Origin of the sequence: Nocardia sp. NPDC059229, assembly GCF_042754165.1 — a bacterium.
Classification (GTDB): Bacteria; Actinomycetota; Actinomycetes; order Mycobacteriales; family Mycobacteriaceae; genus Nocardia.
In genome coordinates, this window is the sequence record NZ_JBHZAK010000015.1 from 62,713 (window position 1) to 89,628 (window position 26,916).

Below are 26,916 nucleotides of genomic sequence, written 5' to 3' on the forward strand. Positions count from 1 at the left end.
TCGCGGATGATGAATGAAGCGAACGATTCGGTATGTCCGAATCTAACGCGAAGTCTGCTCGAATGTGATCGTTTGACCGGGAAAATTGACAGGAACGATCACTGGGTTGATCCTGGGTACGTGCTGCCCGAGGCGAATCGAATCTCCATCCCCGCAAGCCATCTGGCCGCCGGATCCCATCTCGCCCGCGAGGTGGCCACCCAGCCCGACGACTGGGCCCGCGCCGCAGCCACCGCCGCCGCGCACCGCCACCTGCTGCCCGTTTCGGGCGAACGGGTGGCCGTACTCGGCTGCGGCACCTCGCTGTTCATGGCCCGCGCCTTCGCCGCACTGCGCGAATCCGCCGGACAGGGGCTCACCGACGCCTGGCCGGCGGGCGATCCGCGCCTGCGCGATCTCGCGGGGATCGGCCGCGGCTACGACCGCTATCTGGTGATCTGCCGTTCCGGCACCACCACCGAGGTGCTGGACGCCATCTCCGCGCTGCCCGAGGAGATTCCGCGTACGGTCATCAGCTCCAGCCGCGCCACGCCGGTGCTGGAGCTGGCCGACCCCATCCTCATCGACGAGGTGGACGAGCGGTCGGTGGTCCAAACCCGGTTCGCCACAACGACGCTGGCGCTGCTGCGCTGGCACCTCGGTGAGGATCTGCGCCCGGTGATCGCGCAGGCCCGGGCCGTGCTGGCCGACCACGACCCCGATGCGCTGAACGGTGTCCGCCATGCCGAGCAGATCACTTTCGTGGGAATGGATTTCGCCGCCGCGCTCGCCGACGAGGCCGCGCTGAAGCTGCGCGAATCCTGCCGCTCCTGGACCGAGTCCTACCCGTCCACCGAGTACCGGCACGGCCCCATCAGCATTGCCGGACCCGGCCGCGCGGTGTGGGCGCTGGGCCCGCAACCGCCCGGGCTCACGGACGACATCCGCGCCACCGGAGCGCATGTCGAGCAGCGTGACATCGACCCCATGGCCGAGCTCGTGCGGGTACACCGGCTGTGCCTGCTGCGGGCCGCCGACCTGGGTTTGGACCCCGATCACCCGCGCAACCTGACCCGATCAGTCATCCTGAGCTGATGGGTGTGCCGTGATCGCCGACGCAGCAACGGATCTGGTGCTCGCCGTGGACGTCGGCGGCGGCACCACCAAGGCCGAGATCACCGATGCGGGCGGCGCCGTCCGATGCGCGGCAACCGTCGGGACACCGCACGGCGAGGCCGCCTTCGACGGCATCGAACGGCTCGGCCGCGAGCTGCTGGCGGCCCTGCCGCCGGGCGACCGGCAGCGGGTGACGCGTGCGGCGGTGGTCCTGCCCGGGCTGGTCGACTCCGATCGCGGCATCGCGGTGTTCAGTAGCAATCTCGGCTGGCGGAATGTGAAGGTGGGCCATCGTTTCGCCGACGGCTGGGGCCTGCCGGTGCTCATCGACCACGACGTGACCGTGGCGGGCTGGGCCGAATGGCGCTTCGGCGCGGGCCGCGGCCTCGACGATGTGTGCGTGCTGATCCTCGGCACCGGCATCAGCGGCACGCTGTCGGTGGGCGGTCGCCTGGTGCGCGCTCCCACCGGGCAGCTCGGCCTCGCGCAGGCCGGGGAATACGGCCACATCCCCGTGCGCTACCGCGACGGGCTGCGCTGCCCGTGCGGCAATACCGGCTGCGTCGAGACCGTCGCGTCGGGACCGGCCATCGCCCGCGCCTACGCCGCGCGCACCGGCCACGAAATAACCGGCGCGGAAACCGTTTTCGCCGCCGTCGACACCGATCCGGCGGCCCGGGCGGTAATAGACGATGCCATCGACGCGCTGGCCGCGGGCCTGCTGGGTGTCGTGCACGCGAGCTGCCCCGAGCTGATCGTGCTCGGCGGCGGCCTGGCCCGCGCGGGCGCGGTCCTCACCGACGGCCTGCACGCCCGGCTCACCACCCTGCTGCGGGTGGCGCCCGTCCCCCGGGTCACACTGGGCGAGTTCGGTATTCGGGCCGGCCTGATCGGCGCGGCCCACCTGGCGCGGACGGGTGAACTGCGATGAGCGCCCGGCGCGGACTCGAATTGCGCGGCCGGGTGGTGACCCGGGCGGGGGTGCTGGAGGACGGTGTCGTCTCGATCCGGGGCGAGCGGGTGGCCACGGTGCGACCGGCCACCGAATGGGCCACGACCCACCGCGAACTACCGCCCGAATACGCGGGCACGATCGTCCCCGGCCTGGTGGACATCCACACCCACGGCGGTTTCGGCCATCGTTTCGACACCGAGGATCCGGCGGAGGCACGCGCGGCCGCGGCCTTCCATCACCGGCACGGCTCGACCAGCGTGCTGGCCAGCCTGGTGACCGCGGCACCCGACACCATGGTGGCCCAGGCCGCCGTGCTGCGGACGCTGGCCGCCGACGGGGCCATCGCCGGCATCCACATCGAGGGCCCGTTCCTGTCCCGGACCCGCTGCGGGGCACACGATCTCGGCTGTCTCATCGATCCCGATCCCGCGCTGATCGATCGTCTGTTGCGGGCCGCCGAAGGCAGCCTGCGAGTCATGACCCTGGCCCCGGAACGTGCCGGATTCGACACCGCCGCCAAACAATTGGCCGACAGCGGCGTGGTGGTCGCCGTCGGCCACAGTGATTCGACCTTCGCCCGCTTCCGGGCGGCGCTGAGCCCGGAAGGGTCCGCCACCCTGGTCACCCATCTCGCCAATGGCATGCCGCCGCTGCATCATCGGGCGGCCGGGCCGGTGGCGGCGGGCCTGGTCGCGGCGGCCCAGCGGCAGGCCTTCGTGGAGGTCATCGGGGACGGCGTGCACGTCGATTCCGGTTTCGGCGCACTGGTTTTCGCTGCGGCCCCCGACCGCGTGGTGCTGGTCACCGACGCCATGCAGGCCGCGGGCATGCCGGACGGGCAGTACCGGCTGGGACCGCGGCCCGTCACCGTGACCGACGGTGTGGCCCGGGTGCCGGGCGGCTCGCTGGCCGGCGGCACCGCGACGCTGCTGCACTGCCTGCGCTGGGCGGTGCGCGAGTGCAGCGTCCCGCTGTACGACGCCGTCGCGGCCGTCACCTCCACCCCCGCCGACGCCACCGGGCTGGATCAGGTCGGCGACCTGCGGCCGGGCCTGTACGCCGACGCCGTGGTGCTCGACGACGACCTGAACCTGCGGCGGGTGCTGCGGCGGGGACGGTGGCTGGCGTGATCCTCACCGTCACCATGAATCCCGCCTACGACCTGACCTACCGGCTCGAACGCCTGGAACGCGGGCGCGCCCATCGGGTGCTGTCGGTCGAGCAGCGCCTGGGCGGCAAGGGCATCAATGTCACCCGGATCCTGTGCCAGCTCGGCAGCTGCGTGCGGGCAACGGGATTCGCCGACCACACCTTCGCCGCGGCGGCCGCCGCCGAATTCCCCGCCGACTTCGTGCCCGCCCTGCCGTGGGTCCGGCGCACCCTGGTGGTCAGCGAATCCCGCGACGGCACCGCCACCGGTCTGTGGGAGCCGGGCGCATACGTGCACGAGCCGCACGCCGTGGACCGGCTGCTGGATCGCGTCGCGTTCCTGCTGCCCGAGCTGCGCGGGCTGGTGATCTCCGGATCGCTGCCCGGCGGGGTCGACGACGCGGTGCCCGCCGAGCTCGTGCGCACGGCCGTCGCGGCGGGCGTGCCGGCCGTGTGCGACGTCGACGGTCCGGCGCTGAAGCTCGCGGCCACCGTCCCCGGCGTCGTGCTCACCCCCAATCAGGATGAGCTGGAACGTCTCACCGGTGTGGTCGCCGAGACCCCGCGGGCCGTGGCGGCCGCCGCCGGTCCACTGCTGGCGGCCGGTGTCCGCGCCGTGGTCGCCACCCGCGGCCCGGCCGGCGTGGTCGCGGTGACGGCGTCCGGGGCCTGGTCCGCGACGCTGCAGGAACCGTTGGCGGGCAATCCGACCGGCGCGGGCGATGCCGCCGCGGCCGCGGTGATCCGCGCGCTGGCCGCCCCGGGCGAGCCGGACTGGCCTGCCCTGCTCACCGATGCCGTCGCGACCTCCGCGGCGGCCGTGGTGATCCCGGTGGCGGGCGAGATCGACCTGACGCTCCGCGACCGCCTCACCCCGGCCGTCCAGGTCATCGCTATCCCGGAGTCCCACCCGTGACGCTGGTCCCGCTCCCCGAACTGCTCGCCGCCGCCCGTCCCGGCGGGCTGGGCGCGTTCAATGTCATCACCCTGGAGCACGCGCAGGCCATCGCCGCCGCGGCCGAGTCCGCAAATCGTCCTGCGGTGCTCCAGATTTCGGAGAACACCGTCCACTACCACCGGGGCCTGAAGCCGCTCGCGCACGCCTGCCTGCACCTGGCCGCCGACAGCGCCGCCGCCCTCACGGTCCATCTGGACCACGCCACCTCCCGCGAATTGATCACGCAGGCGGTGGAACTCGGCATCACCTCGGTCATGTACGACGGCTCCGCCCTCGAATACACCGCCAATGTCGAAGCCACCGCCGCCATCACCGGCTGGTGCCACGACCGGGGCGTGCACGTGGAGGCCGAGCTGGGCGCGATCGGAGGCAAGGACGGTGCCCACACCCCCGGCGTGCGCACCGATCCCGACGAGGCCGTCGCCTTCGTCTCGTCGACCGGGGTGGACGCCCTGGCCGTGGCGGTCGGCTCCGCCCACGCCATGCGCACCCGCGATGCCGTGCTGGACACCGAGCTGATCGCCGCCCTGGCCGCGAAACTCCCTGTCCCCCTGGTACTGCACGGATCGTCGGGTGTCTCCGACGCCGGGCTGGGCGCGGCCGTCCGGCACGGCATGGCGAAGATCAATATCGCGACCCGCCTGAATATCGCACTGGCCGAATCGGTCCGGTCGACCCTCGCGACACACCCGGACCTCTCCGACCCGCGCCGATATCTGGGCCCCGGCCGGACCGCGATTCAGCACGAGGTCGAGCACTACCTCCGCGTCCTGTCCCCCGGACGGGGGATGGCGGGTCCCGCGCAGGCGTGACGATCGGCTCGCGGAACTGTCCTACGCTGCCCGGGAATCGCCACTTCGGCAGTAGGAGGCCCCTTGTTCGGCAGACGCGGATTCCTGACGGGAGCAGCGGCATCGGTGACCGCGGCGGTGGCCGCCACGGCGACCGGCCCGGCACCCCGGGCCCGGGCCGATGTGGACCCGGGGAAACCGAACATCCTCGTCGTCATCGTCGACGAGATGCGCGCACCCGCCTGGTTCCCCGATCAGCAGACCCTGGATCAGCTGCTGCCCAACCTGGCCCGCATCCGGCACGGCAGCGTCTCGTTCGAGCAGCACTACACCGCCGCCAACGACTGCACCGCCTCCCGCGGCGCGCTGGTGACCGGGCTCTACAGCCACCAGACCGGCTGCATGGTGGTCTCGGAATCCACGCTCTCCCCGCGCTTCCCGACCTGGGGCTCCATGCTGCGCGAGCAGGGCTACGAGACGACCTGGTGGGGCAAGTGGCATCTGGGCCACTACCCGGACCGCACGCCGGGCGCGCTGGACGCCTACGGGTTCGGCGGCGGCACCTACCCGTCGCCGAACGGCGCGCCGGGGCAGGGGTTGCAGGCCGATCCGAAGATCGTCGACGACTTCGTGGACTGGTTCGAGCACGATTCCGGCGGGTCGCCGTGGTGCACCACGGTGTCGCTGGTGAATCCGCACGACATCCAGTACTGGCCGCGCTGGACCCGCCGGGACCAGGCCAACCTCGACCTGCCGCGCTGGATGGACCAGCTGCCCGGGAATTTCGAATCGCTGGAACAGCTTTCGGCCAAGCCGCGGCTGCAGATGGCACTGGTGCAGGCGTCGGTGGTGGCGTTCGGGCTCGCGCCCTACGGCACACCCGAGGCCACCCAGGCCTGGATCGATATGCGCAACCTGTACCTATGGCTGCAGCAGCAGGTCGACGGGCAGATCGGCCGGGTGCTCGACACGCTGTACTCGCGACCGGACGTCGCCGCCAATACGGTCATCGTGTTCACCTCCGATCACGGCGATTACGCCGGATCGCACGGGTTGCACGGCAAGGGCGGCGGCGCCTACGACGAGGCGATCCGGGTGCCGCTGTACGTACACGACCCACGCGGATACCTCAGCCCCACCGATTCCACCAGCGCCCGCACGCAACTCACCTCCAGCGTGGACCTCGCGCCCCTGCTGCTGACCATCGCCACCGGCGGCGCGGACTGGCGAGCCGGGGACCGCTACGAGCACCTGCGCGGCCGCTTGGACCTGGCAGCCCTGTGCCGCAATGCCTCCGCCGCCGGACGCCCGTGGATCGCGCACACCACCGACGAGTCCACCATCGAGGAGGCGGCGATCCTGTTCGACCACAACGCGCCCGGCCACGTGGCCATGGTGCGCACGGCCGACGCCAAGTTCGCCTCCTACTCGAAATGGCTGGACGGCCGCATCCAGATCGACACGTCGGCCGAGCAGGAGTTCGAGCTCTACGACTACTCCACCGAGAACGGCCGCCTGGAGATCGACAATCAGGCGGCGAGCGGAAATCCGCTGCGGGACACCATGGCACAGCTGCTGGCGCAGGCCATCGACACCGAGATCCAGCAGCCGCTGCCCGGGTACCTGAAGGACGCCCAGGAGCAGGGCATCGACGACTATGTGCAGTCCAACCGCAGCATCGCCGCGCGCGCCGAGCGCCTGGGCAACTTCCTGGAGGACTTCCTCACGCCGAAGTGACGAACTCGCGCAGGGTGATCGGCGGGTGGCCGGTGAACCGCTCGATGGATTCGGTCACACGGAAGAGCTCGTGACCGGATCCGATGGCGGCGAACATGGTCCACAGGTGGGTCAGGTGCTCGACGGCCACCGCGTCGCGGTAGACGGTCATGGCCCACTCCGACCACTCCGCCGGATCGACGTTCCGGTAGGGGACGCCGAACAATTCGGCGGCCTCGCCGACGGTCATGATCTCGCCCGCCAGCCACAGCACCGGATCCACCGGGCCCTCGGTGCGCAGCACGCCCGCCCCGACCCCGGCCACATCCGCGCCCGCGATGAGCGGCAGGACCGTGTCGGGCGAGCCGAGCGGCAGCGCCAACTCCCCGCGGTCGCCGATGGCCACCCGCAGGTTCTCGTAGAACACCGCCGCGCGCAGGTGCACCGCGCCGATGCCGGCGGTGTCGAGCACCTGTTCGGCCACCCAGTGCCGCCGCATGTGCGGGGTGCCCGCCTGCGGATCGGAGCCGAGCTGTGAGGTCGCGACCACGCGCTGCAGCCCGGCCTGACGGCCGACGGCCGCGAGAACCGCGGTGGCGTCGAGCATTCCGGCGGTCACCGGATAGGTGAAGTAGGCCCGGCGCACACCCTGCAGGGCGGGTGTCACGGCGGTGATCTCGCGCAGATCGCCGACGACGACCTCCGCGCCGAGATCCTTCAGCTCGGCCGCACGGCCGTCATCGCTGTGCACGAAAGCACGCACCGGCAGGCCCGCGCGCATCAGGGTTTCGGCGACCAGCCTGCCGGTACCGCCTTGGCTTCCACCGGCCGCGCCGGTGACGAGAATCGGTTCCATTGCTCTGCTCCTCACGCCGTCGCCGGCAACCGCAGTTCGAAGGCCCCGCGCGCGGCGAGGCCGGTCAGGAAGTCCACGGCGTCGAAAGCCTCACCGGGACTGGCGACTCCGCTCTTGGCGCCGCGGTCGGTGAGCCGCACCGCGGCTTCCACCGAAGCCAGCGCGGCCGCCGACCACAGGTCCCGGCCGGTCAGCGTCCCGGCCGCGGGGCCGCCGGGTGCGAGAACCTGTGCGGCGATCATGAATTCGCTCGCCGCGCGGGCGGCCGCGTCCACCTGCTCACTGGCGAAGGCCTGCTCCTCCTCGAAGGTGCGCGAGGTCAGCTGCGCCTCCACCGCTCCGGTGCGGGTGTGCCGGGGCACCGTGACCGCTTCCGGGAACGGCACCGGCGCGATCATGGGCCGCGGCCCGACCGGCGGCGGGAACGCGAAGATCGCCTGTCGCGGTTCGACGAATCCGTACCGCTGTTCGCCGTCCTCGTAGCCGATGCGATCGGTGTCGGCGAACAGCAGCCGCGCGGTCTCCACCGCGCCGTGGGTCATCATCCAGTTGGTGACGTTGTAGGCCACCGTGATCCGGTCGATGTCGGGAATCCCGCGCGCGACCGCACCGGCCAGTAGATCACCCAGTCCCCCATAGAAACTCACGCTCGGCAGCATGGTGATCCCGGCGCGCTGCGCGGGTTCGGTGAAGCTGTCGAACAGCCGCTTGACATGGTGCACCTCCACCGCATGATCGACATAGTGGCAACCGCCCTCGACGGCGGCGGTGGCGACCGGCAGTCCGGTGGTAGCAAAGGGCCCCGCGCAGTGGATGATCACGTCGGCGGCCTCGGCCAGCGCCCGCAGTGCCTCCGGATCATCCAGTGCGGCCGGCATCACCCGCGAATAACCCAGGGCAGCCAGAGCATCCGGATCCCGCCCGGACACCACCACCTCTTTTCCCCGTGCGGTGAGATCGGCGGCGACCAGGCGACCGGTGTGACCGGTGGCCCCATAGATGGCGAATACGGTCATGAAAGATCAACTCTTTTGGCTCGACGGACAATTCGAACGTCAGTTCACGTATATAGACCGCTGCGCCGACGAAAAGTCATCGCTCGTTGCCGGGGAATTTCGATTCCCGGATCTCCGCACCCGGAGCCAGGTCAGGAACGCAGGCGCACGGGCAATCGCTTCAGGCCGTGGATCACGGCATTCGGATACCACCGCAGCTCGGAGTCGTCGACAGCCAGCGTGATGTCCGGAAAGCGTTGCAACAGTGCGGTGAAGGCCACCCGGCCCTCGAGGCGGGCCAGGGGAGCGCCGACACAGTAGTGGATGCCGTAGCCGAAGCCCAGGTGAGCGGTGCGGTCGGCCGTGGGGTCGACGCGGTGCGGATCGGTGAAGTGGCGCGGGTCGCGATTGGCGGCGGCCAGGGCCACCAGGACCATCTCACCCTCGGGAATGACGGTGCCGCCCACCGTGATCGGCTCGCTCGTGAAGCGCAGGGTGGCCACGTCGACCGGGCCGTCGAAGCGGAGGAATTCCTCGACGGCGGCGGGAATCAGATCCGGGTCGTCGCGCAGCCGTTCCAGCCAGGCACGGTCGCGCAGCAGGGCGAGCATGCCGTTGCCGACCAGGTTCACGGTGGTCTCGTGCCCGGCGACCAGGAGCAGCAGTGCCATGCCGATGAGTTCGCCCTCGTCGAGCTCGGCGTCGTCGGCGACGAGCGCCGAGAGCACGTCCGCACCGGGCTCGGCCCGCTTGCGCTGCAGCATCTTCCGCAGGAACGCCACCATCTCGTCGTGCGCCCGCGCCCGGTCCACATCCGGCTCCAGGGTGCCGACGAGAGCCTTGGTCCACTCGCGGAAGGTGCCGTGGTCCTCGATGTCCACATCCAGCAGGTGACAGATCACCGCCACCGGCAGCGGCACCGCGAACGCCTGCAGCAGATCCACCTGCTCGTGCCCGGCCATGGCGTCGAGCAGGTCGTTCGCCGTACGTTCGATGACCGGCTGCAGCGCGGCCACCCGGCGCGCCGTGAACGCCTGGGACACCGCCTTGCGCAGCCGGGTGTGAGTGGGCGGATCGGCATTGAGCATGTGCCGCAGGCCGTCGTGGGTGCGCGGCCCCGCCCAGGTCCCGGCGTACTTGCGCGCGATCACCGCTTCCAGCCGGTCGATGTCCTTGCACAGCCGCGGATCCGCCAGCGCCGCGCGCGCCTCCTCGTAGCCGATGATGAGCCAGCGGTCCACGCCGTCGCCGAAATGCACCCGGTGGACCGGGCCCCGCTCGCGCCAAAGCCGGTAGTACGCATGCGGATTGGCGAAGAAGTGGTCGCCGAGCAGCTCGGTCACCCTTCCGACGGTACGGGAAGTCAGCGCTTGGCGGCGGCGCGTTCCCGCATGCGGTTGAGGGTCAGCCGCCAGAAGGTGGTGGCCAGGTCGACCGGAAGGCGGGGTGTGGCGGCGCGTTTGGTCATCTCCAGGCGCGCCTTGCGCATGATCTCGGCGGGCGCCTTGTCCGGGTGGCCGGTGTCGAACGGCGGGTGCGGGTCGTATTCGATGTAGAGCTGGGTTATCTGCGCGACCTGCTCCCCCGCGATCCGGCCGACCAGCCACAGCCCGAGGTCGATTCCGGCGGAAACCCCGGCGGCGGTGACGATCTTGCCGCTGTGCACGATCCGGTCGTGCGGGCGCGACTCGGCCCCGAACGCGGCCAGGGCGGGCTGGGCGGCCCAGTGCGTGGTGGCGGGATGACCACGCAGGATGTCGGCGGCGGCCAGGATCAGCGCGCCGGAACAGACCGAGGTGGTCCACTGCGTGTTCGGGTGCACGGCCCGCAGCCAGTCGATGAGCTCGCGGTTGGCCATGGCCTCGGTGGTCGCGGCCTCGGATCCGCCGACCAGCACCAGATCCGGTGCGGGGGTCTCGGCGAAGGTATGGGTCGCGCCCAGCGCCAGCACTCCGCTGTCGGAGACGATCGGGCCGACTTCATTGGAGACGAACCGCAATTCGCTGTCCGGAATCATCCGCAGCACCTCGTACGGCCCGATCGCGTCCAGCACGGTCATGCCCGGGTAGAGCACGATGGCGATCTGGAATGTCATGGGACACTCCCCCTTTCAGAATGTGGTGAACCGAGCGCGGTACTCGCCCGGCGGTATGCCCAGCTGGCGGTGGAAGATTCGGTACAGGGTCTCGGGGCTCCCGAGCCCGACGGCGGCGGCGATCCGGTCCATGGGCTGGTCGGTGGTCTCCAGCAGGCGCCGGGCCGCGGCCACGCGGACCTGCTCGACATAGCGGGCGGGGGTGGTCCCGGTCTCGCCCGCGAAGACTCGGGAGAAATGCCGGATGCTCATGCCGACCCGCCCGGCCAGCGCGGGCAGCGAGAGATCCGCCTCCGGATTCTCCTCCATCCAGACCTGCAGCGCCCGCAGCGAATTCCGCTTCGGCGGGTTGGCCGCGAGCGGCGCGCTGAACTGGCTCTGCCCGCCCGGCCGGTGCAGATACACCACCATCCAGCGCGCCACCTCGCGCGCCAGGTCCGGCCCGTGGTCGGCGGCCACGATGGCCAGCGCCAGGTCGATGCCCGCGGTCACCCCGGCCGAGGTCCACATCGGCCCGTCGCGCACGTAGATGCGGTCGGGTTCGGTGGTGATGGCCGGGAACTGCTCGGCCAGCAGCTCGCCGCCCGCCCAGTGCGTGGTGGCGCGGCGGCCGTCCAGCAGTCCGGCCCGGGCCAGCAGGAAGGTGCCCGAGCAGACCGAGCCCACCCGATCCGAGCCGCGGGCCAGCCGCTGAATGCCGGTCACCAGCTCGGCGTCCCCGGCCGCGGCCCAAACGGTCAGCCCGCCCACCACGAGCAGCGTGTCCAGCGGTCCGTCCCAGGTGTCGAGCCCGTGCGCCGCGGTCACCTCGATGCCGCACGAGGAACGCACCGGACCGGCCTGTGCCGCGGCCAGTTCGACCCGGTAGCCCGGAGTCGCGCCGAGCGCGGCCGCCCCGGTGAACACGTCGGCGGGCCCGGCGAGATCGGTCAGCTGGAACCCGTCGAAGACCACGATCAACACCACCCGCATGCCTTCAGCCTGCGGTCTCCGCCCCGATGGCGTCAATGACACGACTCTTGCAGATTCGGCCATTCGGCACTAGCCCGGAGGTTGCCGCCCCCAACTGGCATGAGCTGAATCACCCCGGCCCGCTTGATATGAATGCGGGGTGGCCCGACACCTTTTCCTGTGCCCCCTGCGGTGGTCCGACATGGACGCCGACGGGCATGTGCACAATGCGGCGCACCTGCGCTACCTGGAGGAATCCCAACGAGGCCCGCTCGGATCCGCTGGGCCGCTACGAATCTCTGCCGGGTAGCCACGAATCTCTGCCGGGTAGCCATGAATCTCTGCCGGGTAGCCACGAATCCGGCGGCGCCCCGTAGCGGGTGGTGGTCGCTGGCCAGCGCCTGTCCTATCGCATGCCGCTGCTCTTCCGGGCCGCGCCGGTCACCGTGACCTCGGTCGTGGAGCGCATCGGCAGCACCTCGTTCACCCTGGCCCACGAGGTCCGCGACGCCGAATACCTGTATCTCTCCGCCACTTCCACGCTGGTCGCCATCGACGACGGCGCGCCACGCCCGCTGACACGCGGAGAACGCGAATATCTGATGACCTTGGCGGCCCCGCACGCTTAGACTTGTTCGTATCGCCTGGTCAGCGTTGCAAGGGGTACATCATGGCCAAGATGACCATTGTCGAGTTGCTCGACGTTTTCAAAGGTATGACGCTGCTGGAGCTTTCGGAGTTCCTGAAGGCGTTCGAGGAAGAGTTCGGTGTCACCGCCGCGCCGCCCGTGGCCGTCCAGGCCGTGGCGGACGCGCCCCCGGCCGAGGCCGCGGACGAGCAGAGCGAATTCGATCTCGTCCTGGAATCCTTCGGGGACAAGAAGATTCAGGTCATCAAGGCCATGCGGGAGATCATTCCCGGCCTCGGCCTCAAGGAGGCCAAGGACCTGGTCGAGGCGGCCCCCAAGGCGGTCCTGGAGAAGGTCGACAAGGACGCCGCCGAGGCGGCCCGGATCAGGCTCGAGGCCGCCGGGGCCCGCGCCGCCCTCCGCTGATCAGTGGGGCACAGCGCGGTTCAGTCCTGTGCGCGGCGGCGGGCGGCCGTTTCCAGATACGCGCCGAGTTCGGATTGCAGCACCTTGTCGAGGGCTTGATCGAGGCTGTCGCGGATCGATCGGGTGCCGAGTTCGCGGAAATGGTTGATCATCGCGGTGGTTTCGGCGATCTCGGCGTCGGACTCGGGCAGCCAGCCCGGCCCGTGCTGGGCCACGATGTGGTCCTTGGCCGCCACCACCATCAACCGGGAGATGTCCTCGAGCCGCTCGACGAGGGCGGCGTGCAGATCGATCAGCCCCGGCAGGCCGAAGCCGTACGAGCTGAGGTCGGCGAGGATCCCGAGCAGATCGGGCCGGGTGAGCTCGACGGTGTCGCCGTGCAACCGCAGCAGCCCGAGCTGCTCCAGCCGGGCCAGCTGGTCCCCGTCCACCTGATGCTCATCGCTGTCACCGAAGAAGGTGTCCACCAGCTCGCGCGGAATCTCCACCGGCTCTTCGGTTTTGCCCCAGGTGGCGGTGACCGCGCTCTGCAGTCCGAGGATCTCGGTGAGATCCTTGCCGGTCTCCCAGCTGGTGATGAAATCGGCGATGTGCGCGATGGTGAACCCGCGCTGCAGCAGCGCGTCGATGATGCGCAGCCGGGCCAGGTGGCTCTCGTCGTAGATGAGCGCCCGCCCGCTGCGCCGGGTGGGCGTGGGCAACAGCCCCTTCTCCTGATACGCCCGCACATTGCGGGTGGTGGTGCCGGCGGCCTGGGCGAGATCGTCGATGCGGTACTCCGCCATCCGTATCGCTCCCGTCCCTGCCGCCGGCCACCCGAGTCCGGTCACGACCTTAGCGCAGGTGGTAATCCGCCAGATCCACCCTGGCCAGCTGCCGCGCGTACTGGGTGCCGAAACCGGGGTACATGGTGGCGTTGAAGCCGTCCTCGGTGAGGTACCAGCTGCGGCAGCCGGAGTTCGTAGATCTCGGCCAGCGTCGGGGTCGGCGCCTTCTTGGCCATGGCCGCGAAGCCGCGCGCGCCGACATTCTCGATCCACATCAGATCGGCCATGAACGGCTTCAGCTTGGCGTGCAGTGCCGGGTCGATGAGCTCGGCTCCCGGTGCGTCCCAGTCGATATCGGCCAGCGCCCACTGCCGGGACTTGATCTTGGCCAGCATGTTGTCGAAGTCGAAGGACATGTCAGACTCCTGTCTTCTGGATGGTCCGGTCCGGCGTGCCGCCGCGCCCGGCCGCCCGCAGCTGCGGCGCGAAGATCTCGCAGCCGTGCACCACGCCCCAGAGGTTGATCCCCAGCGCCCATTCCCAGTCGCCGAAACCGATGTCACCCACCGATTTCCCGCCGATTCCGACACCGGCGTTGTTGATCACCAGGGTCGGTGCGCCACCGAACAGCAGCTTCGCGTGCAGCGCCAGGCTCTCCACGTCCTCGCGCCGGGAGACGTCGCAGAACACGGCGTGCGCGGTGCACCCGTGCGTGCGCTCGATGAGCCGCACGGTCTCGTCCGCGCGGTCCTTGTCGATGTCCGCGCACACCACCTCGCCGCCGCGTGCGGCGAGTTCGAGGGCGAACGCCCGCCCGATCCCGCTGCCCGCGCCGGTCACCACTGCCCTGGCTCGATGCGAGCGACGCTTGCCGCCGAGGGCGAACATCAGATCGTCGATCGGCCACATACTCGGCCCACCTGCTTCCGTGATATCGAATTCGATTGCGCCAGCGCCGAAGATCCCGATCCGATTGTTCGGCAACAACCCATTGACCTGCCGCAACCCCACCACCGACGCCGCGGCCGCGAGTCGCGTCCGCGTCGCCGCCCGGGTGGGGACTGCGGCAGGTGCCGGGAAGGTCGCCGTTGACCTTGTCCTCATGAGCCCAAGCATCGCCATTCAATGTGACAGTTGTCAATGGCACATTGATAACGACCTAGTGGCAGGATGATGCACCCGCCGATACGAGCGTGGCCCCGGCGGGACACCGGAGCCACACTCGCCGACACGACTACCCTTGCGCGCCACCGGGTTCGAAGCCGGGCGGCAGGTAGCGTCGCCGCTCCTCCCGCATGCGCTCGACGTCTTCGGCGCTCAATGCGGCGAAGGCGGCCTCGCGGCGCTGGAACAACTCGGCGCGCTGCTCCTCGGTGAGCTCTCGCATGCGGGCCTCGCGCTGCTGGGCGAGCCGGGTGAATTCCTCCAGTGTCATGGGCTGATTCATGGCCACCATCTCCTCGATCAATCGCAGGAACTCCAGTGCCGACGGCTCGGCCATGCGGTCGAGACCGTCGCGCACACCGAGCAGGCGGGCGCGCAGGCGCAAAGCCTGTGCGATCCGGCGGTCGAGCACCTCGAGCTGCTGGCGGACCAGGTCCCGGGGGTCCTGATCCGGCGCGTCGGCGAGCACGCCCGCGATCTCCTCGAGCGTGAACCCGAAGTCCCGCAACGCGATCACGCGATGCAGCCGCCGCACATCCGCCGCGCCGTAGCAGCGATGCCCGCCACCGGTGCGCGAGGACGCCGTCACCAGCCCGAGCCGGTCGTAGTGATGCAGCGTGCGCACGGTCACCCCGGTCTCCCGGGCCAACTCGCCGACCCGCCAGGTCCGCTCACCCATCGCGCCTCCCTTTCGGTGTGCCCCACCCACGCTAAAACCTGACGTTACGTCGGTTTCAAGCGTGAGCCCGGTCACAAATTCCCGATCGCGACCTGATACTTTTCGGCTATGACAGTCGATTGGGTGTCGACAGGTGGCACGCCGGGGAGCGCGCGAACCAAACCGCCGGCCTGGCTGCGAGCTCCGGTGGCGCCCGCCGGCGGCCGGCCGAATAACGAAAACGCCCGCCGCCCCGAATGATTCGGGACAGCGGGCGTCGGCCCGATGACCTCGCGCAGCCCGGGCTCAGCGGGTGCTGTGGGCGCCCAGCGCGGCGCTGAAGATCGCGGCGCGGGCGCGCGTGGACCGCAGATTGGCCCGCTCCTGAGCGGTCAGCGCCGAGCGGGAACGCTCTGCGAGGACCGAGAGCACGGTCAGCGGGTTACGAGAGAAGTTGATGAAAGCCATGACAGCCCTCCTTCCGGAGTTGCGCCGGCGTAATACCGATTGCACAAACCTCGCCGGTTGCGAGGTACAGATCGGCAATTATGGCCCGCCAGCGACCTTTTGGTCAAGTTCCGTTCACCTTCCGTTTACCTTAGGAGAACTATGCCGGATACGAGCTCTGTGGGATTGCCGCCCTTGACTCTTGGCGATGGCGAACGGGACGCGCTGCGTGAACTGGCGCGGTTCCCGCTCCTGGATGCCATCTACGGGCGGCGCTCCCGGCGCTTTCCGCTGGGCGGGAGTATCCCGGCGGGCCCGCTGGCGTTCACCAGCAAGCACGCGCCGCGCGCGCTGAGCGAGCTGGAGCGGGCGGTGGTGCTCAATACCGTCGCGGGCTGGACCGGCTGGCATTTCGGGATCAGCCACCATCCCGGATATGCGCCCGCGTGGCCGAACTACAGCGGGTCGGCAACAGGACGAACCTTCGCCTCGGCGGCCGGATTCCACACCAGCGAGTTCTTCTTCACCGACGACTCCGGGACCTACTTCCTGCCGACCCGCGACGCCCCGCCGACGGCGACCTACGCCGAGGGCGACGGTGCGGCCGAGGCCCAGCTGAACGCGCTGCTGGCGCGGGTGATTCGCTTGTCGGACAAGCGCATTCACATTCCGCGCGAGGAGCCGTACCTGGAGGGCCACAACACCTGGATCGCCAATCACCCCGGCTCGCTGCTGGTGATTCCGGTCGCGGATGTGGCCCAGCAGCTGCTGGCCAATATCGGGTTCTTCGTCCAGAACGGGTTCGCGCTGTACGACGACATCAACAAGCGTGAGATCCCGGGCGTCGAAAAGTACCGGGACCGTTTGCGTTTCACCGATCCGATTCCGCTCAGCTTCGTCGAGCAGTACTCACTGACCGAGGCCACCGCGGAACTCATGGCGGCGGTGGTGAACGGCCATCTGCTGCTCGGTGCGATGGGCCTGGGCGGGTGGACCTTCGACGGCATCGACCGGCTCACCGTGCTGGGGGCGTCCGGCGATCCGGAAGTCCCGGGCCTCGGGTTCCGCTATGACGCCGATCCGGAGTGGCCGTTCCCCAATCCCACCGGGCTGCCCGGGGTGTTCGAGGCGTTCTGCCGTCCGCACCACGAGTCCATGGCCGCCGCGGTCGAAGCGCTGGCCGAGCGCAAGTTCGGGCCGGGCGGGCCGTACCACCCGGCGACGCCGGGGCCCTTCGCCGACACCCCGGGCGTCCGCGGCGCGGCCGCGCCGTGGGACCGACGATTCCGCGAATTCGTCTCTCTCCAAGCGGCTTACATCGACGAGACCTTCGGGAAGTTCCCGGGCACGGTGCCCACGGTCTGGATCATGAACTACCTCCAGGCCCAGCACATCGACCTGGACTTCTACGACACGCTGCTCACCGACACGGCCTACCTGTCCACGCACCGCGAGCATGACGGCGTCTGGCACGGCTCACGCTGAGGCGCGCCGACCTTCCGCATCGGCGCGCAGTCCTACCGCGTTCGCGAGCCGGCGGTGGGACTCCAGGCGAGCGGTGCGGTCGTAAGTGCTGGTGTGGACCAGGAATTCGTCGGCCCCGGTGCGGCGAACCAGGCGGTCGAGGTCGGCCAGGACCTCGGATTCGGTGCCGTGGATGTGGCCGCGCAGGGCTTCCTCGAACAGCTCGCGCTGGCGATCGGTCATGGGTTCGCGCTCGATGAGCTCGGGCGGGCTCAGGGGCGGGAATTCGCCGCGGGTGCGGGACCAGGCCGCCGACCAGGCCTCGGGCAGGAGCAGGCGGTGGGCCTGCTCGGTGGTGTCGGCGATGACGACCGAGCCGGAGAGGACGACATACGGTTCGTCGCCGCCGGGGCCCGCGCGGAAGCCGGTGCGGTACCGCTCGATCGCCTCGACCATGGCGTCCGCACCGGACACGGGCGCAATGACCAGGGGCAGGCCCGAGCGGGCGGCACGCTCGGCCCCGGAACCGGTGGCGAGCAGGAAGGCGGGCACCCGCAGTCCCTCCGCGGGCCAGGCGTGCACGCCCTGGCGACCACCCGCGAAATAGGCCAGCAGCTCGGACAACTGGGCATCGAAGTCCTCGGCGTCGCGCCGGTCGTGGCCGAGGGCGCGGCGCACGCCGCCGGTGAAGCCGACCGAGCGGCCCAGGCCCATATCGATGCGGCCGGGATACAGCGATTCCAGGACGCCGAACTGTTCGGCGACGATCAGCGGCTGATGATTGGGCAGCATGACGCCGCCGGTGCCGACTCGGATGCGGGAGGTGGCCGCGGCAATGCCGGCGGCCAGGACCGTCGGTGCGGACCCGGCCACGCCGGGCACGCTGTGGTGTTCGGAGACCCAGAAGCGGTGGTAGCCCCACTCCTCGGCGAGCCGGGCGAACTCGACGGTCTCGCGCAGGGCCTCTGGGTGCGGCTGGTCCAGGCGCACCCGGGAGCGGTCCAGGATGGAGAAGCGGATCGCCCGCAGTGCCGCAGTCATGGTCAGTGCCAACGCAGGCGGCGGGCTTTGATTCCGGGCGCGCGATCCGGGTCACAGCGGCGGCGGTGGGAGGAAGCCGGTGGCGACGTAGTAGTCGAGGTAGCGCTTCAGGGTGACACGGTCGGCTCCGGGACAGGCGGAGTCCGGATCGCTCGGTGCCCCGGTCACCTCGGCCGAATAGTTGACGGTGAGTGCGGCCGCCCGCACCAGCAGGTCATCGGCTCCGGGTTGTTCGGCCGCGGTCAGCAGTGCGGCCGCGAATTCGGCCGGGTCGACGAGGTCGATCCGATAGCCCCGGCTCAGCAGTTCGTCGCGAATGGCCTTCAGGGACAGGGTCCTTCCGGGCAGCAAGCCGACGGTGCCGGGCCCCGAGGGCTCGGCTGCCGCGGCCACGACGGCCGCGGCCGCCTGGTCGACGGGCAGCATGGCGACCTCGGCGTCCGACAGCTCGGGTGCGAGGCCGAGGACCAACATGGCGCGCAGCATGGTCCACCAGGCGTCGTCGGTGCCGGCGGCGCCGGTGCGGGAATCGCCGGTGATCAGGCCGGGACGGTAGACCCGAGCGGGCAGGCCGCGGTCGGCGGCGGTCCGGACGAGGTGTTCGGCAACCCATTTCGTAGCGACGTAGCCCGGCAGATCGTGCGGGAGCGGGGCGTCGGCGACCGAGGCGGTCGAGATGTAGTGGACCGGCTTGCAGCGACCCGTGGTGGCCAGCCGCAGGATCTCCACCGTTCCGCTGACGTTGGCGTCGCGCATGCGGGCATACGGCTCGAGGTGGTTGACGAGCGCGGCATTGTGGTAGATCACGTCGATCCGCAGGGTCAGTTCGGTGAAGTCCGCCGGGGTCAGGCCGAGCCAGGGTCGGGCGAGATCGCCGGGGACAGCGGCGATTCGATGGGCATCGGCGGAGATGTCGATGCCGAAGCGGGTGGCGTTCGCGGAGATGCGGTCGCGTGCGGCGGAGGCATCGCGGGCACGTGTCAGGCAGTAGATGGTGGCGGAGGTTCGGTCGAGCAGCTCCCGCAGCAGGAAGACGCCGAGGAATCCTGTTGCGCCGGTGAGCAGAATGGCGGCGGGCTCGCCGGGGCGCGGCGCGGGGAGACCCGCGGCGGTGATCTCCGGAGCCAGCGAGATGTCGGCCGACGGGCCGGGTTCTGCGCCGGTCGGGGCCGAGTCTGCCCGCAGCGCGGCGGCGAGTTCCCGCACCTGTGGATGGGCGAAGAGGTGAGTGAGCGGCACGGGAAGGCCGAGCCGGTCGGCCAGAGCGGCGCGAACCCTGATGGCGGACAGGGAGTTTCCACCCAGGGCGAAGAAGTCGTCCTCGCGGCCGACCCGATCGATGCCCAGTTCCGCACTGAGCACATCCGCAATGGCCAGTTCTTCGGGTGTCTCGGGCGCACGGTATTCCCGCACCGAGAGTTCGGGATCGGGCAGCGCGGACCGGTCCAGTTTGCCCGTCGGTCCGAGGGGGAAGGCTTGAACTACGGTCAGCTGGGTGGGAATCATGTAGCCGGGCAGCCGCTTTCGGGCCGTCGCGAGCACGTCGGAGAGGTCCGGGTCGGCCTCGCCGGTGCGCAGGTATCCCACCAGCCGGTCCCGGCGGATCGCCACAACGGCCTCGGCGACGGCGGGGTGCGCGCGCAGTGCGGCCTCCACCTCACCGGGTTCGATGCGCAGGCCGCGCAGCGTGAGCTGGAAATCCGTACGGCCCAGGTATTCCAGGCCACCGCAGTGGGTACGCCGGACCAGGTCGCCGGTCCGGTACATGCGCTCCCCTGCGGTGGTGAAGGGATCGGCTACGAAGTGATCCGCCGTAGTGCCGGCCTGTCCGAGGTAACCGCGGGCGAGTTGAGCACCCGCGACATACAGCTCACCGGGCGTGCCCACGGGCACGGGGTGCAGCCGGGAATCGAGGACGTAGGCGCGCGAATTCCAGTGTGGCGCACCGATGGACACCGGTGCGTCGCCCAAGTGCGTGACCTCGACGCCGGTCACGGAGATGGTGGCCTCGGTGGGCCCGTACAGGTTGTGCAGCCGGGCCGGTCCGGCGGCGGTGAAGCGCGCGATCAGCTCGGCGGGCAGGGCTTCACCACCGGCCCACACCACACGCAGTGCCGCGAAGGCTCCCGCTGGAGCATGGTCCAGCAGCGCGCGCAGCAGAGACGGCACGGCGAGGAAGGCCGACACCCGGTGGCGTGCCATGAGATCGGCCAGGTGCTCGGGATCGGTGCGGCCCGGACCCGACGGGATCACCAGGTGCGCGCCCACGGCAAGCGGGACCGTGGCACCGATCAGCGAGGCGTCGAAGGTGGCGGGCACCAACTGGAGATAGGTATCGCGTTCGGTCAGCTGGTATTCGGCGGTGAAGAACGCGATGTATCCGGTGAGGGCGGCGTGCGAGACGCCGACGGCCTTGGGGCGGCCGGTGGATCCGGAGGTAAAGATCACATAGGCGAGATCCTGACCACGCAGCGGCCGCAACCGGTCGGCGTCGGTCACCGGATCGGCGGAGAACTCGAACAGCTCAGCGGAATTCAGAAGATCGGCGGTCACCGTGCACACCGGCGCGGCCGCGGCCAGCATGGCCTCGATCCGGTCGGCGGGCTGGCCCGGGTCGATCGGCATGAACGCGCCACCGGCCTGCACGATGGCGTAGAGGCATACCACCAGATCGGGGCCGGGATCCAGCGCCGCGCCGACCCTGGCACCGGGACCGACGCCCAGCCCGATCAACTTGCGTGCCAGCCGATTCGATCGCTCGGCGAGCTCACGGTAGGTCAGTGCGGCACCGTCTCCGGTCACCGCAATCGCGTCGGGTGTTCGGCGGGCCTGGTCCGTGAACGCGTCGAACATGAACCTGTGTGGCACTGCGTGATTCGGCCCAGCCGTCGCGAAGGTCGCAAGTTCGGCCGCCTCGGTGAGCGGCAGGTCCCCGACCTCCCGCTCCGGGTCGGCGGCGACCGCGGCGAGCAGCCCGGTCAGCCGCCGGCCGAGCCGGGCGATGGTCGGATCGTCGAACAGATCGACGGCATACCGCCACGAACAGTTCAGTCCCGCAGCGTCTTCGGCGTCGCGCTGCGGGACGACGGTCAGTTGCAGATCGACGGGTGAGAAGGTCTCACCGAGATCGGCCGCGGTGACCGTCAAACCGGGCAGCCGCAGCACCTGAGCGCCGAATTCCTGGAAGGACAGAGCCACCTGGAACATCGGGTGATGCGCCCGGCTGCGCGGCGGGTCCAGATCGGCCACCAGCCGTTCGAAGGGCAGTTCGGCATGGGCGAGGGCGGCCAGGTCGGTGTCGCGCACCCGGTCGAGCAGGCGGGCGAAGCTCTCGCCCGGGTCGATACGGGTGCGCAGGACCAGGGTATTGACGAACATGCCGACCACATCGTCGAGTTCGGGTTCGCCGCGGCCCGCGACCGGCGCACCCACCGCCACATCCGTGGTCCCGGCAAGCCGGGCCAGCACGACCGCCAGCGCCGCGTGCAGCAGCATGAACACCGAGACGCCGCGCGCACGGGCCAGTTTCTCCAGCGCCCGGTGCAGGGTGGCATCCACCCGGAAGTGCTGGGCCGCACCGCGATGCGACGCCACCGGCGGGCGCGGGCGATCGGTGGGCAGGTCCAGCAGTGGGGGCAGGCCCGCCAGCGCCTCGCGCCAGTACCGCAGTCGAGTCGCCAGCAGTGAGCCGGGATCCGATGCCACGCCCAGCAATTCGCGCTGCCAGATCGCGTAGTCCGCGTACTGCACGCGCAATGGCGGCCAATCTGGGGCCGTGCCGCGGGTGCGGGCGGTATAGGCGGTCATGAGGTCGCGGGTCAGCGGGACCATGGAGAAGCCGTCCGCGGACAGGTGGTGGATCACGACGGCCAGCACATGCTCGTGGTCGGCGATCCGGAACAGCCGCACACGCACCGGAATCTCGGCGATGACGTCGAATCCCATGCCCGCCAACGCGATCAGCCGCGGCTGTACCTCGGACTCCGCGATGTCGACCGGCGCCAGATCCCACTGGACAGCGGCGGCGGGCCGGATGTCCTGATGGCCGGTACCGTGGTGCTCGGGATAGCTCGTCCGCAGCGCCTCGTGCCGGTCGAGCAGATCACGCACGGCGAGTTCCAGAGCCGCCGTGTCGAGTTCGCCGGACAGACGCAGTGCGAACGGTATGTTGTAGGTCGCCGATCCCGGGTCCAGGCGCGCCAGGAACCACAGGCGCTGCTGTGCCGGCGACAGCGGCGCCCGGGTCGCGCGGTGCGACCGCACCGTCAGCGGTGGCCGGTCGCCGGCGTCGAGCCCGTCGACGGCCGCCGCCAGCTCGGCCACCGCCGAATGCTCGAAGATCAACTGCACGGGCACCCGGGTGCCCCGATCCGCACTCAGTCGTCCGGCCAATCGGATGGCGAGCAGGGAGTTTCCGCCGAGCTCGAAGAAGTCGTCGGCCGCGCCGATCCGGCCCACCCCGAGCAGTTCCGTGAAGGCGGCGGCCACGGCACGCTCGGTGGCGGTCGACGACGGCCGGTACGGGCGCGCGGCGACGGTGGGCTCGGGCAGGGCGGCCCGATCCAGCTTGCCGGACGGAGTCAGCGGAACGGCGTCGATCACGGTGAGGGCGGCAGGGACGGCGTGACGTGGAAGCTGTTGCCGCGCATACTCGGCCAGGCTCGCGGTATCCACGACCGCATCCGATGCGGGCACCACGTACGACACCACACCATCGGCCCCGCTGCGCAGGCGGCGCACGAGAGTGATTGCGAAGGCCACGGATTCGTGTGCGGACAGGACCGCGTCGATCTCGTCGAGCTCCACCCGAATGCCCCGGAGCTGCACCTGCGAATCGTTGCGGCCCAGATATTGCAGCACCGGGACACCGGCACGGCCGCTGATCCAGCGCACCACATCACCGGTCCGATAGAGGCGCTCCCCCTTGCCATTCGGGTGCGCCACGAAGCGGGCGGCGGTCAGCCCGGGACGCTCGTGATACCCGCGGGCCAGGCCCGGCCCGGCCAGGTACAGCTCGCCGGCCACCGCCGTCGGCACCGGCCGGAGCCGGGCGTCCAGGACGAGCGCGGTCACCCCGGCGATCGGTCCACCGATATCGACGGTGTCCGCGGTGGTCAGCGCAGCGCTGATGGTCGCGGCGACGGTGGTTTCGGTCGGGCCGTAGAGATTGAAGAAGGACCGTCCCGGCGACCAGCGTGCGACCAGATCCGGCGGGCACTCCTCGCCGCCCGCGATCACCACCGCCAGGTCGGGCAGCCCGCTCGCCGCCAGTCCCGCCAGGGCGGCCGGGGTCAGGAAGGCGTGCGTCACCCGCTCGGCGCGCAGCAGGTCCGCGAGTTCGCGACCGCCGTAGCAGTCCGCGGGCGCGAGCACCATGGTCGCGCCGGCTCCGACGGCCAGCAGCAGTTCGAGCACGGCGGCGTCGAAGCTCGGGGAGGCGAAGTGCAGGGTGCGGGACTCGGCGGTGACGGCGAAGCGGCGGGACTGCTCGGCGCAGAGCCCGGCGAGGCCGGAATGCGTGACGGCCACGCCTTTCGGGGCCCCGGTCGAGCCGGAGGTATAGATGACATACGCGATGTCCCCGCCGTGCAGGCGGCGGGTGCGTTCGGTGAAGTGCAAGGATTCCGCCGAGGCGTCGGCCACGAGCGTGGCGCAGTCGGGCGCGTCGAGTTCGAGCCAGTCGAGGGCAGCGCCGAGCCGGTCGCGGAGTGCGGCCAGGGTGAGCCCGCAACGCGCGCCCGCGTCGGCGAGCATGTGCGCCACCCGATCCGGCGGATAGCCGGGGTCGACCGGCACGAAGGCCGCCCCCGATTTGGCCACCGCCCAGACCGCGACCACCGCCTCGGGCGAACGCGGCAGCGCCAGCACCACCCGATCGCCCGGACCCAGCCCCCGAGCCACCAGCACCCGGGCCAGGCGGGTGGATCGCTCGTCGAGCTCGGCATAGGTCAGCGACTGCGCGCCCGCGCGCAGTGCGATCCCGGACGGATTACCCTCCGCCGCCGCGGCCAGCAGCTGGGGCAGCAGTCGGATCCGTGGGTGGCGGCGGCCATGCGGGTTTCTCGCCCGGCCCACCGCAGAAACATCGGCGCGCACCGGTTCCTACTCTCAGCCTCGATTCGCCTTCCCACACGAGCGAACTGAATACCGCGTTCCGGGCCGGTCGGCAACACTTACGGGTGTCGCGGGGCCGACATTCCGGGTACGCCGCGGTCAGGCGGACAGCAGGCCGAGGTCACGGCGACCGGAACCGACCACCGGGGTGGGGTCGGTGGCGAGGACCCGGTGCAGCAGTTCGTGATAGACGTCGCGGAAGTCGACGGTCACCTTCAGGTCGCCATTGTCGAGGTCGGTGAGGCTGGGCTCGTCGCCGTGGAAGCCGCCCGCCACCGACGCCCCGGCCAGGAAGACGGGTCCGGCGGTGCCGTGATCGGTGCCCTGCGAAGCGTTGGCGGCCACCCGGCGGCCGAACTCGCTGTAGGCCATCAGCACCACATCGCGGCCGCGCGGATGCGTGGAGAGGTCCTTCAGGAAGGCGGTGACCGCCTCGTCCAGGCGGCCCAGCAATTGCTCCTGGGTGTGCCGTTCGTCGGCGTGGGTGTCGAAGCCGCCCAGGCTGACCGAGTAGACGCGGGTGGGCACACCGGCCTTGACGCACTGGGAGACCAGGTCCAGCTGGGCGGTCAGAGGGTTCGCGGCCGTCTTCCCGAGCGTCCTCAGGGACGAAAAGGTCTGCCGGACAGTCTGTTCGGCCTGGTAGCCGGTACAGACCCGGGCCCGCGCCGGGCTGTCGGAGGCGTCGGCGGCGGCCAGGCCGGACAGGGCCGCCGCCAGGTCGTCGGACAGCGGCGCTGACGCTGGATCCAGCGCTGCCGCAGTGTGTTTCGCACCCATGGCGAGCTGGGGCAGGACGGGCCCGATATTGACCGCGCGGACCGGATCGTCACCGGTCGCGTCCAGCCAGCGGCCGATCCATCCGGTCTGCACCGGCTCGTCGGGTGAGGCCGTCTGCCAGATGTCCATGGAACGGAAGTGGCTGTGGTCGGGTTCGGGATACCCGACCCCGCGCACAATGGCGAGGGTGCGGTCGCGCCACAGGCCGGACAGGCCCTTCAAGGCCAGGTTGAGGCCCAGTTGGTCGTCCAGGTGCAGGACTTCCTCGGGGCGGTAGGACAGCTCGGGGCGGGCATCGTGATAGGCGTTGTCCGCGTAGGGAATCACGGTGCCGATGCCGTCATTGCCGCCGTAGAGGGTGAGCACCACCAGGATTCCGGAGCCTGCGGCCAGCGGAGTGGTGACGGCGCGCTGCTGCAGCTCGTCCCAGGTGATCGCGGAGGCGCCGGCCACGCCGAGCGCGCCCAGCACGCCGGTGCCGACCAGGAACTGTCTGCGACTGAATTGCGGCATGGTGGTGTGGCTTTCAGCTGGTGAGGTATTCGGGCGTATTGATGGCGAGCGCGGCCAGCCGGGGCGGCTGATCGACCGCGGTCGCGAGCACGGCGGCGCTGCGGTCGGACCAGGAGCCGACGCCGAGCAGGTAGGCGGTGGCGTCCAGGCGGTCGCCCCGGCTCGCCCGCGTGATCGGCGACAGGTCGGCCTGCTTCATCAGATCCAGTGCCGCCGTGAGCCGTATCTGCGCGGCGGCACTCGACATCCAGCCCTGCCCGCGCGGCCAGCCGCCGACGGTGGGTGGATAGAAGGGCAGCTGGCCGAGTTTGCGCAGCGTCCCGGCGAGGGCGCGGGCATCGGCGTCCGCGGTCAGCGGGATCTGGAAGGCCCGCACGGCGGCGATCATCCATTCCACCGGCCCGTGGACGACAGTGTCGCGGGCAGTGGTGAATTCGGGATCGGTGCAGACGGCGGTCACCAGGGCGGACAGGTCCCGGCCGGGGCCGTAGGCGGCGGTGAGGCGGTTCAGGGCGGCATCGGAGGGCGGATCGTCGGAGGCCAGCTGCTGCCACAGTCGCCCGGCCACGAAACGCGGGGACTCCGGGCGGGCGAGCACGGCATCGCAGAACGACCGGGCGTCCAGCGCACCCGTCACGCCCAGTATGGTTTTCGCGCCGGTGTCATGACGCTTGACGTCGAAGGTGGCCGCACCGCCGGTGATGGTCCAGCCGGTCAGGGCCCGGGCGCCCTCGCGAACATCGGTCTCGGTGTACCCATTGCCGTGGCCGAGCGCGAAGAGCTCCATGAACTCGCGGGACAGGTTCTCGTTGGGCGCCTTCGCGGTATTGGCGACACCGTCGAGCCAGCGCAGCATGGCCGGATCGGTGAGCATGGCGTAGGCGAGCGCGGCGAAGTCACCCGCGCCCCCGGCCCGCAGCGTCCGGTTCTGCGCGGCCATCTCGGCGGCATTGCGCACCTTGGTGGCCGAGGTGGCGAAGTGGTTGTGCCACAGCAGGGTCAGCTTCTCCCGGACCGGGACCCGGACGGCCGCCATGCGCCGCAGCCACCACCAGGTCAGCGTGTCCAGCTGACCGGTGATCTGCGCCTGGTACTGCTTGCGGGCCTCGGTCGTCGCGCCCTTGCCGACCGGCGCGGGCGGGACCAGCTCCGGCACGGGCGTGGCCCGCGCACCCGGATCGGCCTCGGGGTCGGCGGTCAGCGCGGCGCGCAGGTAGCCCGCCACATCCGGGACCGCATCGATCTCGGGCCCGGTCGCCCCGAACCCGGTCCGGCGCAGCACCCGCGCGGTACGCATCCACTCCGCAGACTTGCCCATGTCCCCCAGTATCGAGCGCCCGCGCGCCCGCTCAG

At 70.6% G+C, this 26,916-nt stretch carries 21 protein-coding genes and 2 pseudogenes; 9 read left to right on the forward strand and 14 right to left on the reverse strand.

Going from position 1 to position 26,916, the window contains the following annotated elements; all coding sequences use genetic code 11:
• Positions 1-120 precede the first annotated feature (120 nt).
• The 6 genes from ACFXHE_RS29845 (at position 121) to ACFXHE_RS29870 (ending at position 6,685) form a co-directional block, all read left to right on the forward strand.
• Positions 121-1,074 (forward strand): SIS domain-containing protein, encoded by a 954-nt coding sequence (locus tag ACFXHE_RS29845; RefSeq protein ID WP_379387752.1) that lies wholly within the window; start codon positions 121-123, stop codon positions 1,072-1,074.
• Positions 1,075-1,084: 10 nt separating this feature from the next.
• Positions 1,085-2,026, forward strand: a complete 942-nt coding sequence (locus tag ACFXHE_RS29850; protein ID WP_379387753.1) for an ROK family protein — start codon at positions 1,085-1,087, stop codon at positions 2,024-2,026.
• Positions 2,023-3,180, forward strand: coding sequence for an N-acetylglucosamine-6-phosphate deacetylase (locus tag ACFXHE_RS29855; RefSeq protein ID WP_379387754.1), 1,158 nt, complete (start codon positions 2,023-2,025; stop codon positions 3,178-3,180). Before ACFXHE_RS29850 ends, ACFXHE_RS29855 begins: the two co-directional genes overlap by 4 nt.
• Positions 3,177-4,115, forward strand: coding sequence for a hexose kinase (locus ACFXHE_RS29860; protein WP_379387755.1), 939 nt, complete (start codon positions 3,177-3,179; stop codon positions 4,113-4,115). Before ACFXHE_RS29855 ends, ACFXHE_RS29860 begins: the two co-directional genes overlap by 4 nt.
• Positions 4,112-4,969, forward strand: coding sequence for a class II fructose-bisphosphate aldolase (locus ACFXHE_RS29865; protein WP_379387756.1), 858 nt, complete (start codon positions 4,112-4,114; stop codon positions 4,967-4,969). Before ACFXHE_RS29860 ends, ACFXHE_RS29865 begins: the two co-directional genes overlap by 4 nt.
• A 63-nt stretch (positions 4,970-5,032) precedes the next feature.
• Complete coding sequence (locus tag ACFXHE_RS29870) at positions 5,033-6,685, forward strand: sulfatase-like hydrolase/transferase (RefSeq protein WP_379387757.1); 1,653 nt, start codon at positions 5,033-5,035, stop codon at positions 6,683-6,685.
• Here ACFXHE_RS29870 and ACFXHE_RS29875 read toward each other — a convergent pair.
• The 5 genes from ACFXHE_RS29875 to ACFXHE_RS29895 form a co-directional block, all read right to left on the reverse strand.
• Positions 6,672-7,520: an NAD(P)H-binding protein gene (locus ACFXHE_RS29875; protein WP_354841619.1), complete on the reverse strand. Its 849-nt coding sequence runs from the start codon at positions 7,518-7,520 to the stop codon at positions 6,672-6,674. The two genes, ACFXHE_RS29870 and ACFXHE_RS29875, sit on opposite strands and share 14 nt — an antisense overlap.
• Before the next feature lie 11 nt (positions 7,521-7,531).
• On the reverse strand, positions 7,532-8,536 hold the full coding sequence (locus ACFXHE_RS29880; RefSeq protein ID WP_379387758.1) for a saccharopine dehydrogenase NADP-binding domain-containing protein: 1,005 nt from the start codon (positions 8,534-8,536) through the stop codon (positions 7,532-7,534).
• 131 nt (positions 8,537-8,667) lie between these two features.
• Entirely contained in the window at positions 8,668-9,858 is a 1,191-nt protein-coding gene (locus tag ACFXHE_RS29885) for a cytochrome P450 (RefSeq protein ID WP_379387759.1), read from the reverse strand.
• Between the two features lie 20 nt (positions 9,859-9,878).
• A complete protein-coding gene (locus ACFXHE_RS29890) occupies positions 9,879-10,610 on the reverse strand; it encodes a DJ-1/PfpI family protein (protein WP_379387760.1) in 732 nt (243 codons plus the stop codon).
• A 15-nt stretch (positions 10,611-10,625) separates the two neighbouring features.
• Complete coding sequence (locus ACFXHE_RS29895) at positions 10,626-11,582, reverse strand: GlxA family transcriptional regulator (RefSeq protein WP_379387761.1); 957 nt, start codon at positions 11,580-11,582, stop codon at positions 10,626-10,628.
• 359 nt (positions 11,583-11,941) lie between these two features.
• Between ACFXHE_RS29895 and ACFXHE_RS29900 the strand changes: the two genes are divergently transcribed.
• Together ACFXHE_RS29900 and rplL are read left to right on the forward strand one after the other, a co-directional pair.
• Positions 11,942-12,190: an acyl-CoA thioesterase gene (locus ACFXHE_RS29900; protein WP_379387762.1), complete on the forward strand. Its 249-nt coding sequence runs from the start codon at positions 11,942-11,944 to the stop codon at positions 12,188-12,190.
• A 41-nt stretch (positions 12,191-12,231) separates the two neighbouring features.
• Positions 12,232-12,615 carry a 50S ribosomal protein L7/L12 gene (gene rplL / locus ACFXHE_RS29905; RefSeq protein ID WP_357001394.1) on the forward strand — a complete coding sequence of 128 codons (384 nt, stop codon included), beginning with the start codon at positions 12,232-12,234 and terminating at the stop codon, positions 12,613-12,615.
• Positions 12,616-12,635: 20 nt separating this feature from the next.
• On the opposite strand, the gene ACFXHE_RS29910 is transcribed toward rplL, so the two are convergent.
• The 5 genes and pseudogenes from ACFXHE_RS29910 to ACFXHE_RS29930 form a co-directional block, all read right to left on the reverse strand.
• Entirely contained in the window at positions 12,636-13,400 is a 765-nt protein-coding gene (locus ACFXHE_RS29910; protein ID WP_379387763.1) for a MerR family transcriptional regulator, read from the reverse strand.
• Positions 13,401-13,573: 173 nt separating this feature from the next.
• Positions 13,574-13,798 (reverse strand): annotated as a pseudogene (locus tag ACFXHE_RS29915) (ferritin-like domain-containing protein); the annotation flags it as partial.
• A 37-nt stretch (positions 13,799-13,835) separates the two neighbouring features.
• Positions 13,836-14,291: pseudogene (locus ACFXHE_RS29920) on the reverse strand (SDR family NAD(P)-dependent oxidoreductase); the annotation flags it as partial.
• A gap of 325 nt (positions 14,292-14,616) precedes the next feature.
• Complete coding sequence (locus ACFXHE_RS29925) at positions 14,617-15,225, reverse strand: MerR family transcriptional regulator (protein ID WP_379387764.1); 609 nt, start codon at positions 15,223-15,225, stop codon at positions 14,617-14,619.
• Between the two features lie 285 nt (positions 15,226-15,510).
• Positions 15,511-15,672 (reverse strand): hypothetical protein, encoded by a 162-nt coding sequence (locus ACFXHE_RS29930; protein WP_354841596.1) that lies wholly within the window; start codon positions 15,670-15,672, stop codon positions 15,511-15,513.
• A 141-nt stretch (positions 15,673-15,813) separates the two neighbouring features.
• Here ACFXHE_RS29930 and ACFXHE_RS29935 point away from each other — a divergent pair, with 141 nt between their 5' ends.
• Positions 15,814-17,136 carry a hypothetical protein gene (locus ACFXHE_RS29935; RefSeq protein WP_379387765.1) on the forward strand — a complete coding sequence of 441 codons (1,323 nt, stop codon included), beginning with the start codon at positions 15,814-15,816 and terminating at the stop codon, positions 17,134-17,136.
• Here the strand turns inward: ACFXHE_RS29935 and ACFXHE_RS29940 are convergent.
• The 4 genes from ACFXHE_RS29940 to ACFXHE_RS29955 all read right to left on the reverse strand — a co-directional run bounded on the left by ACFXHE_RS29940 (position 17,128) and on the right by ACFXHE_RS29955 (position 26,881).
• Positions 17,128-18,156 (reverse strand): LLM class flavin-dependent oxidoreductase, encoded by a 1,029-nt coding sequence (locus tag ACFXHE_RS29940; RefSeq protein WP_379387766.1) that lies wholly within the window; start codon positions 18,154-18,156, stop codon positions 17,128-17,130. The genes ACFXHE_RS29935 and ACFXHE_RS29940 overlap by 9 nt on opposite strands.
• 51 nt (positions 18,157-18,207) lie before the next feature.
• Positions 18,208-24,252 (reverse strand): amino acid adenylation domain-containing protein, encoded by a 6,045-nt coding sequence (locus tag ACFXHE_RS29945; protein WP_379387767.1) that lies wholly within the window; start codon positions 24,250-24,252, stop codon positions 18,208-18,210.
• A 117-nt stretch (positions 24,253-24,369) separates the two neighbouring features.
• A complete protein-coding gene (locus ACFXHE_RS29950; RefSeq protein ID WP_379387768.1) occupies positions 24,370-25,563 on the reverse strand; it encodes a DUF1501 domain-containing protein in 1,194 nt (397 codons plus the stop codon).
• Between the two features lie 13 nt (positions 25,564-25,576).
• Entirely contained in the window at positions 25,577-26,881 is a 1,305-nt protein-coding gene (locus ACFXHE_RS29955) for a DUF1800 domain-containing protein (RefSeq protein ID WP_379387769.1), read from the reverse strand.
• Between the last annotated feature and the right edge of the window lie 35 nt (positions 26,882-26,916).

Coding starts and splice junctions, on each gene's coding strand:
- ACFXHE_RS29935 (WP_379387765.1), top strand. CDS start 15,814: ATGCCGGATACGAGCTCTGTGGGATTGCCGCCCTTGACTCTTGGCGAT.
- ACFXHE_RS29950 (WP_379387768.1), bottom strand. CDS start 25,563: ATGCCGCAATTCAGTCGCAGACAGTTCCTGGTCGGCACCGGCGTGCTG.
- ACFXHE_RS29925 (WP_379387764.1), bottom strand. CDS start 15,225: ATGGGTGAGCGGACCTGGCGGGTCGGCGAGTTGGCCCGGGAGACCGGG.
- rplL (WP_357001394.1), top strand. CDS start 12,232: ATGGCCAAGATGACCATTGTCGAGTTGCTCGACGTTTTCAAAGGTATG.
- ACFXHE_RS29855 (WP_379387754.1), top strand. CDS start 2,023: ATGAGCGCCCGGCGCGGACTCGAATTGCGCGGCCGGGTGGTGACCCGG.
- ACFXHE_RS29910 (WP_379387763.1), bottom strand. CDS start 13,400: ATGGCGGAGTACCGCATCGACGATCTCGCCCAGGCCGCCGGCACCACC.
- ACFXHE_RS29895 (WP_379387761.1), bottom strand. CDS start 11,582: ATGCGGGTGGTGTTGATCGTGGTCTTCGACGGGTTCCAGCTGACCGAT.
- ACFXHE_RS29955 (WP_379387769.1), bottom strand. CDS start 26,881: ATGGGCAAGTCTGCGGAGTGGATGCGTACCGCGCGGGTGCTGCGCCGG.
- ACFXHE_RS29890 (WP_379387760.1), bottom strand. CDS start 10,610: ATGACATTCCAGATCGCCATCGTGCTCTACCCGGGCATGACCGTGCTG.
- ACFXHE_RS29880 (WP_379387758.1), bottom strand. CDS start 8,536: ATGACCGTATTCGCCATCTATGGGGCCACCGGTCACACCGGTCGCCTG.
- ACFXHE_RS29875 (WP_354841619.1), bottom strand. CDS start 7,520: ATGGAACCGATTCTCGTCACCGGCGCGGCCGGTGGAAGCCAAGGCGGT.
- ACFXHE_RS29930 (WP_354841596.1), bottom strand. CDS start 15,672: ATGGCTTTCATCAACTTCTCTCGTAACCCGCTGACCGTGCTCTCGGTC.
- ACFXHE_RS29940 (WP_379387766.1), bottom strand. CDS start 18,156: ATGACTGCGGCACTGCGGGCGATCCGCTTCTCCATCCTGGACCGCTCC.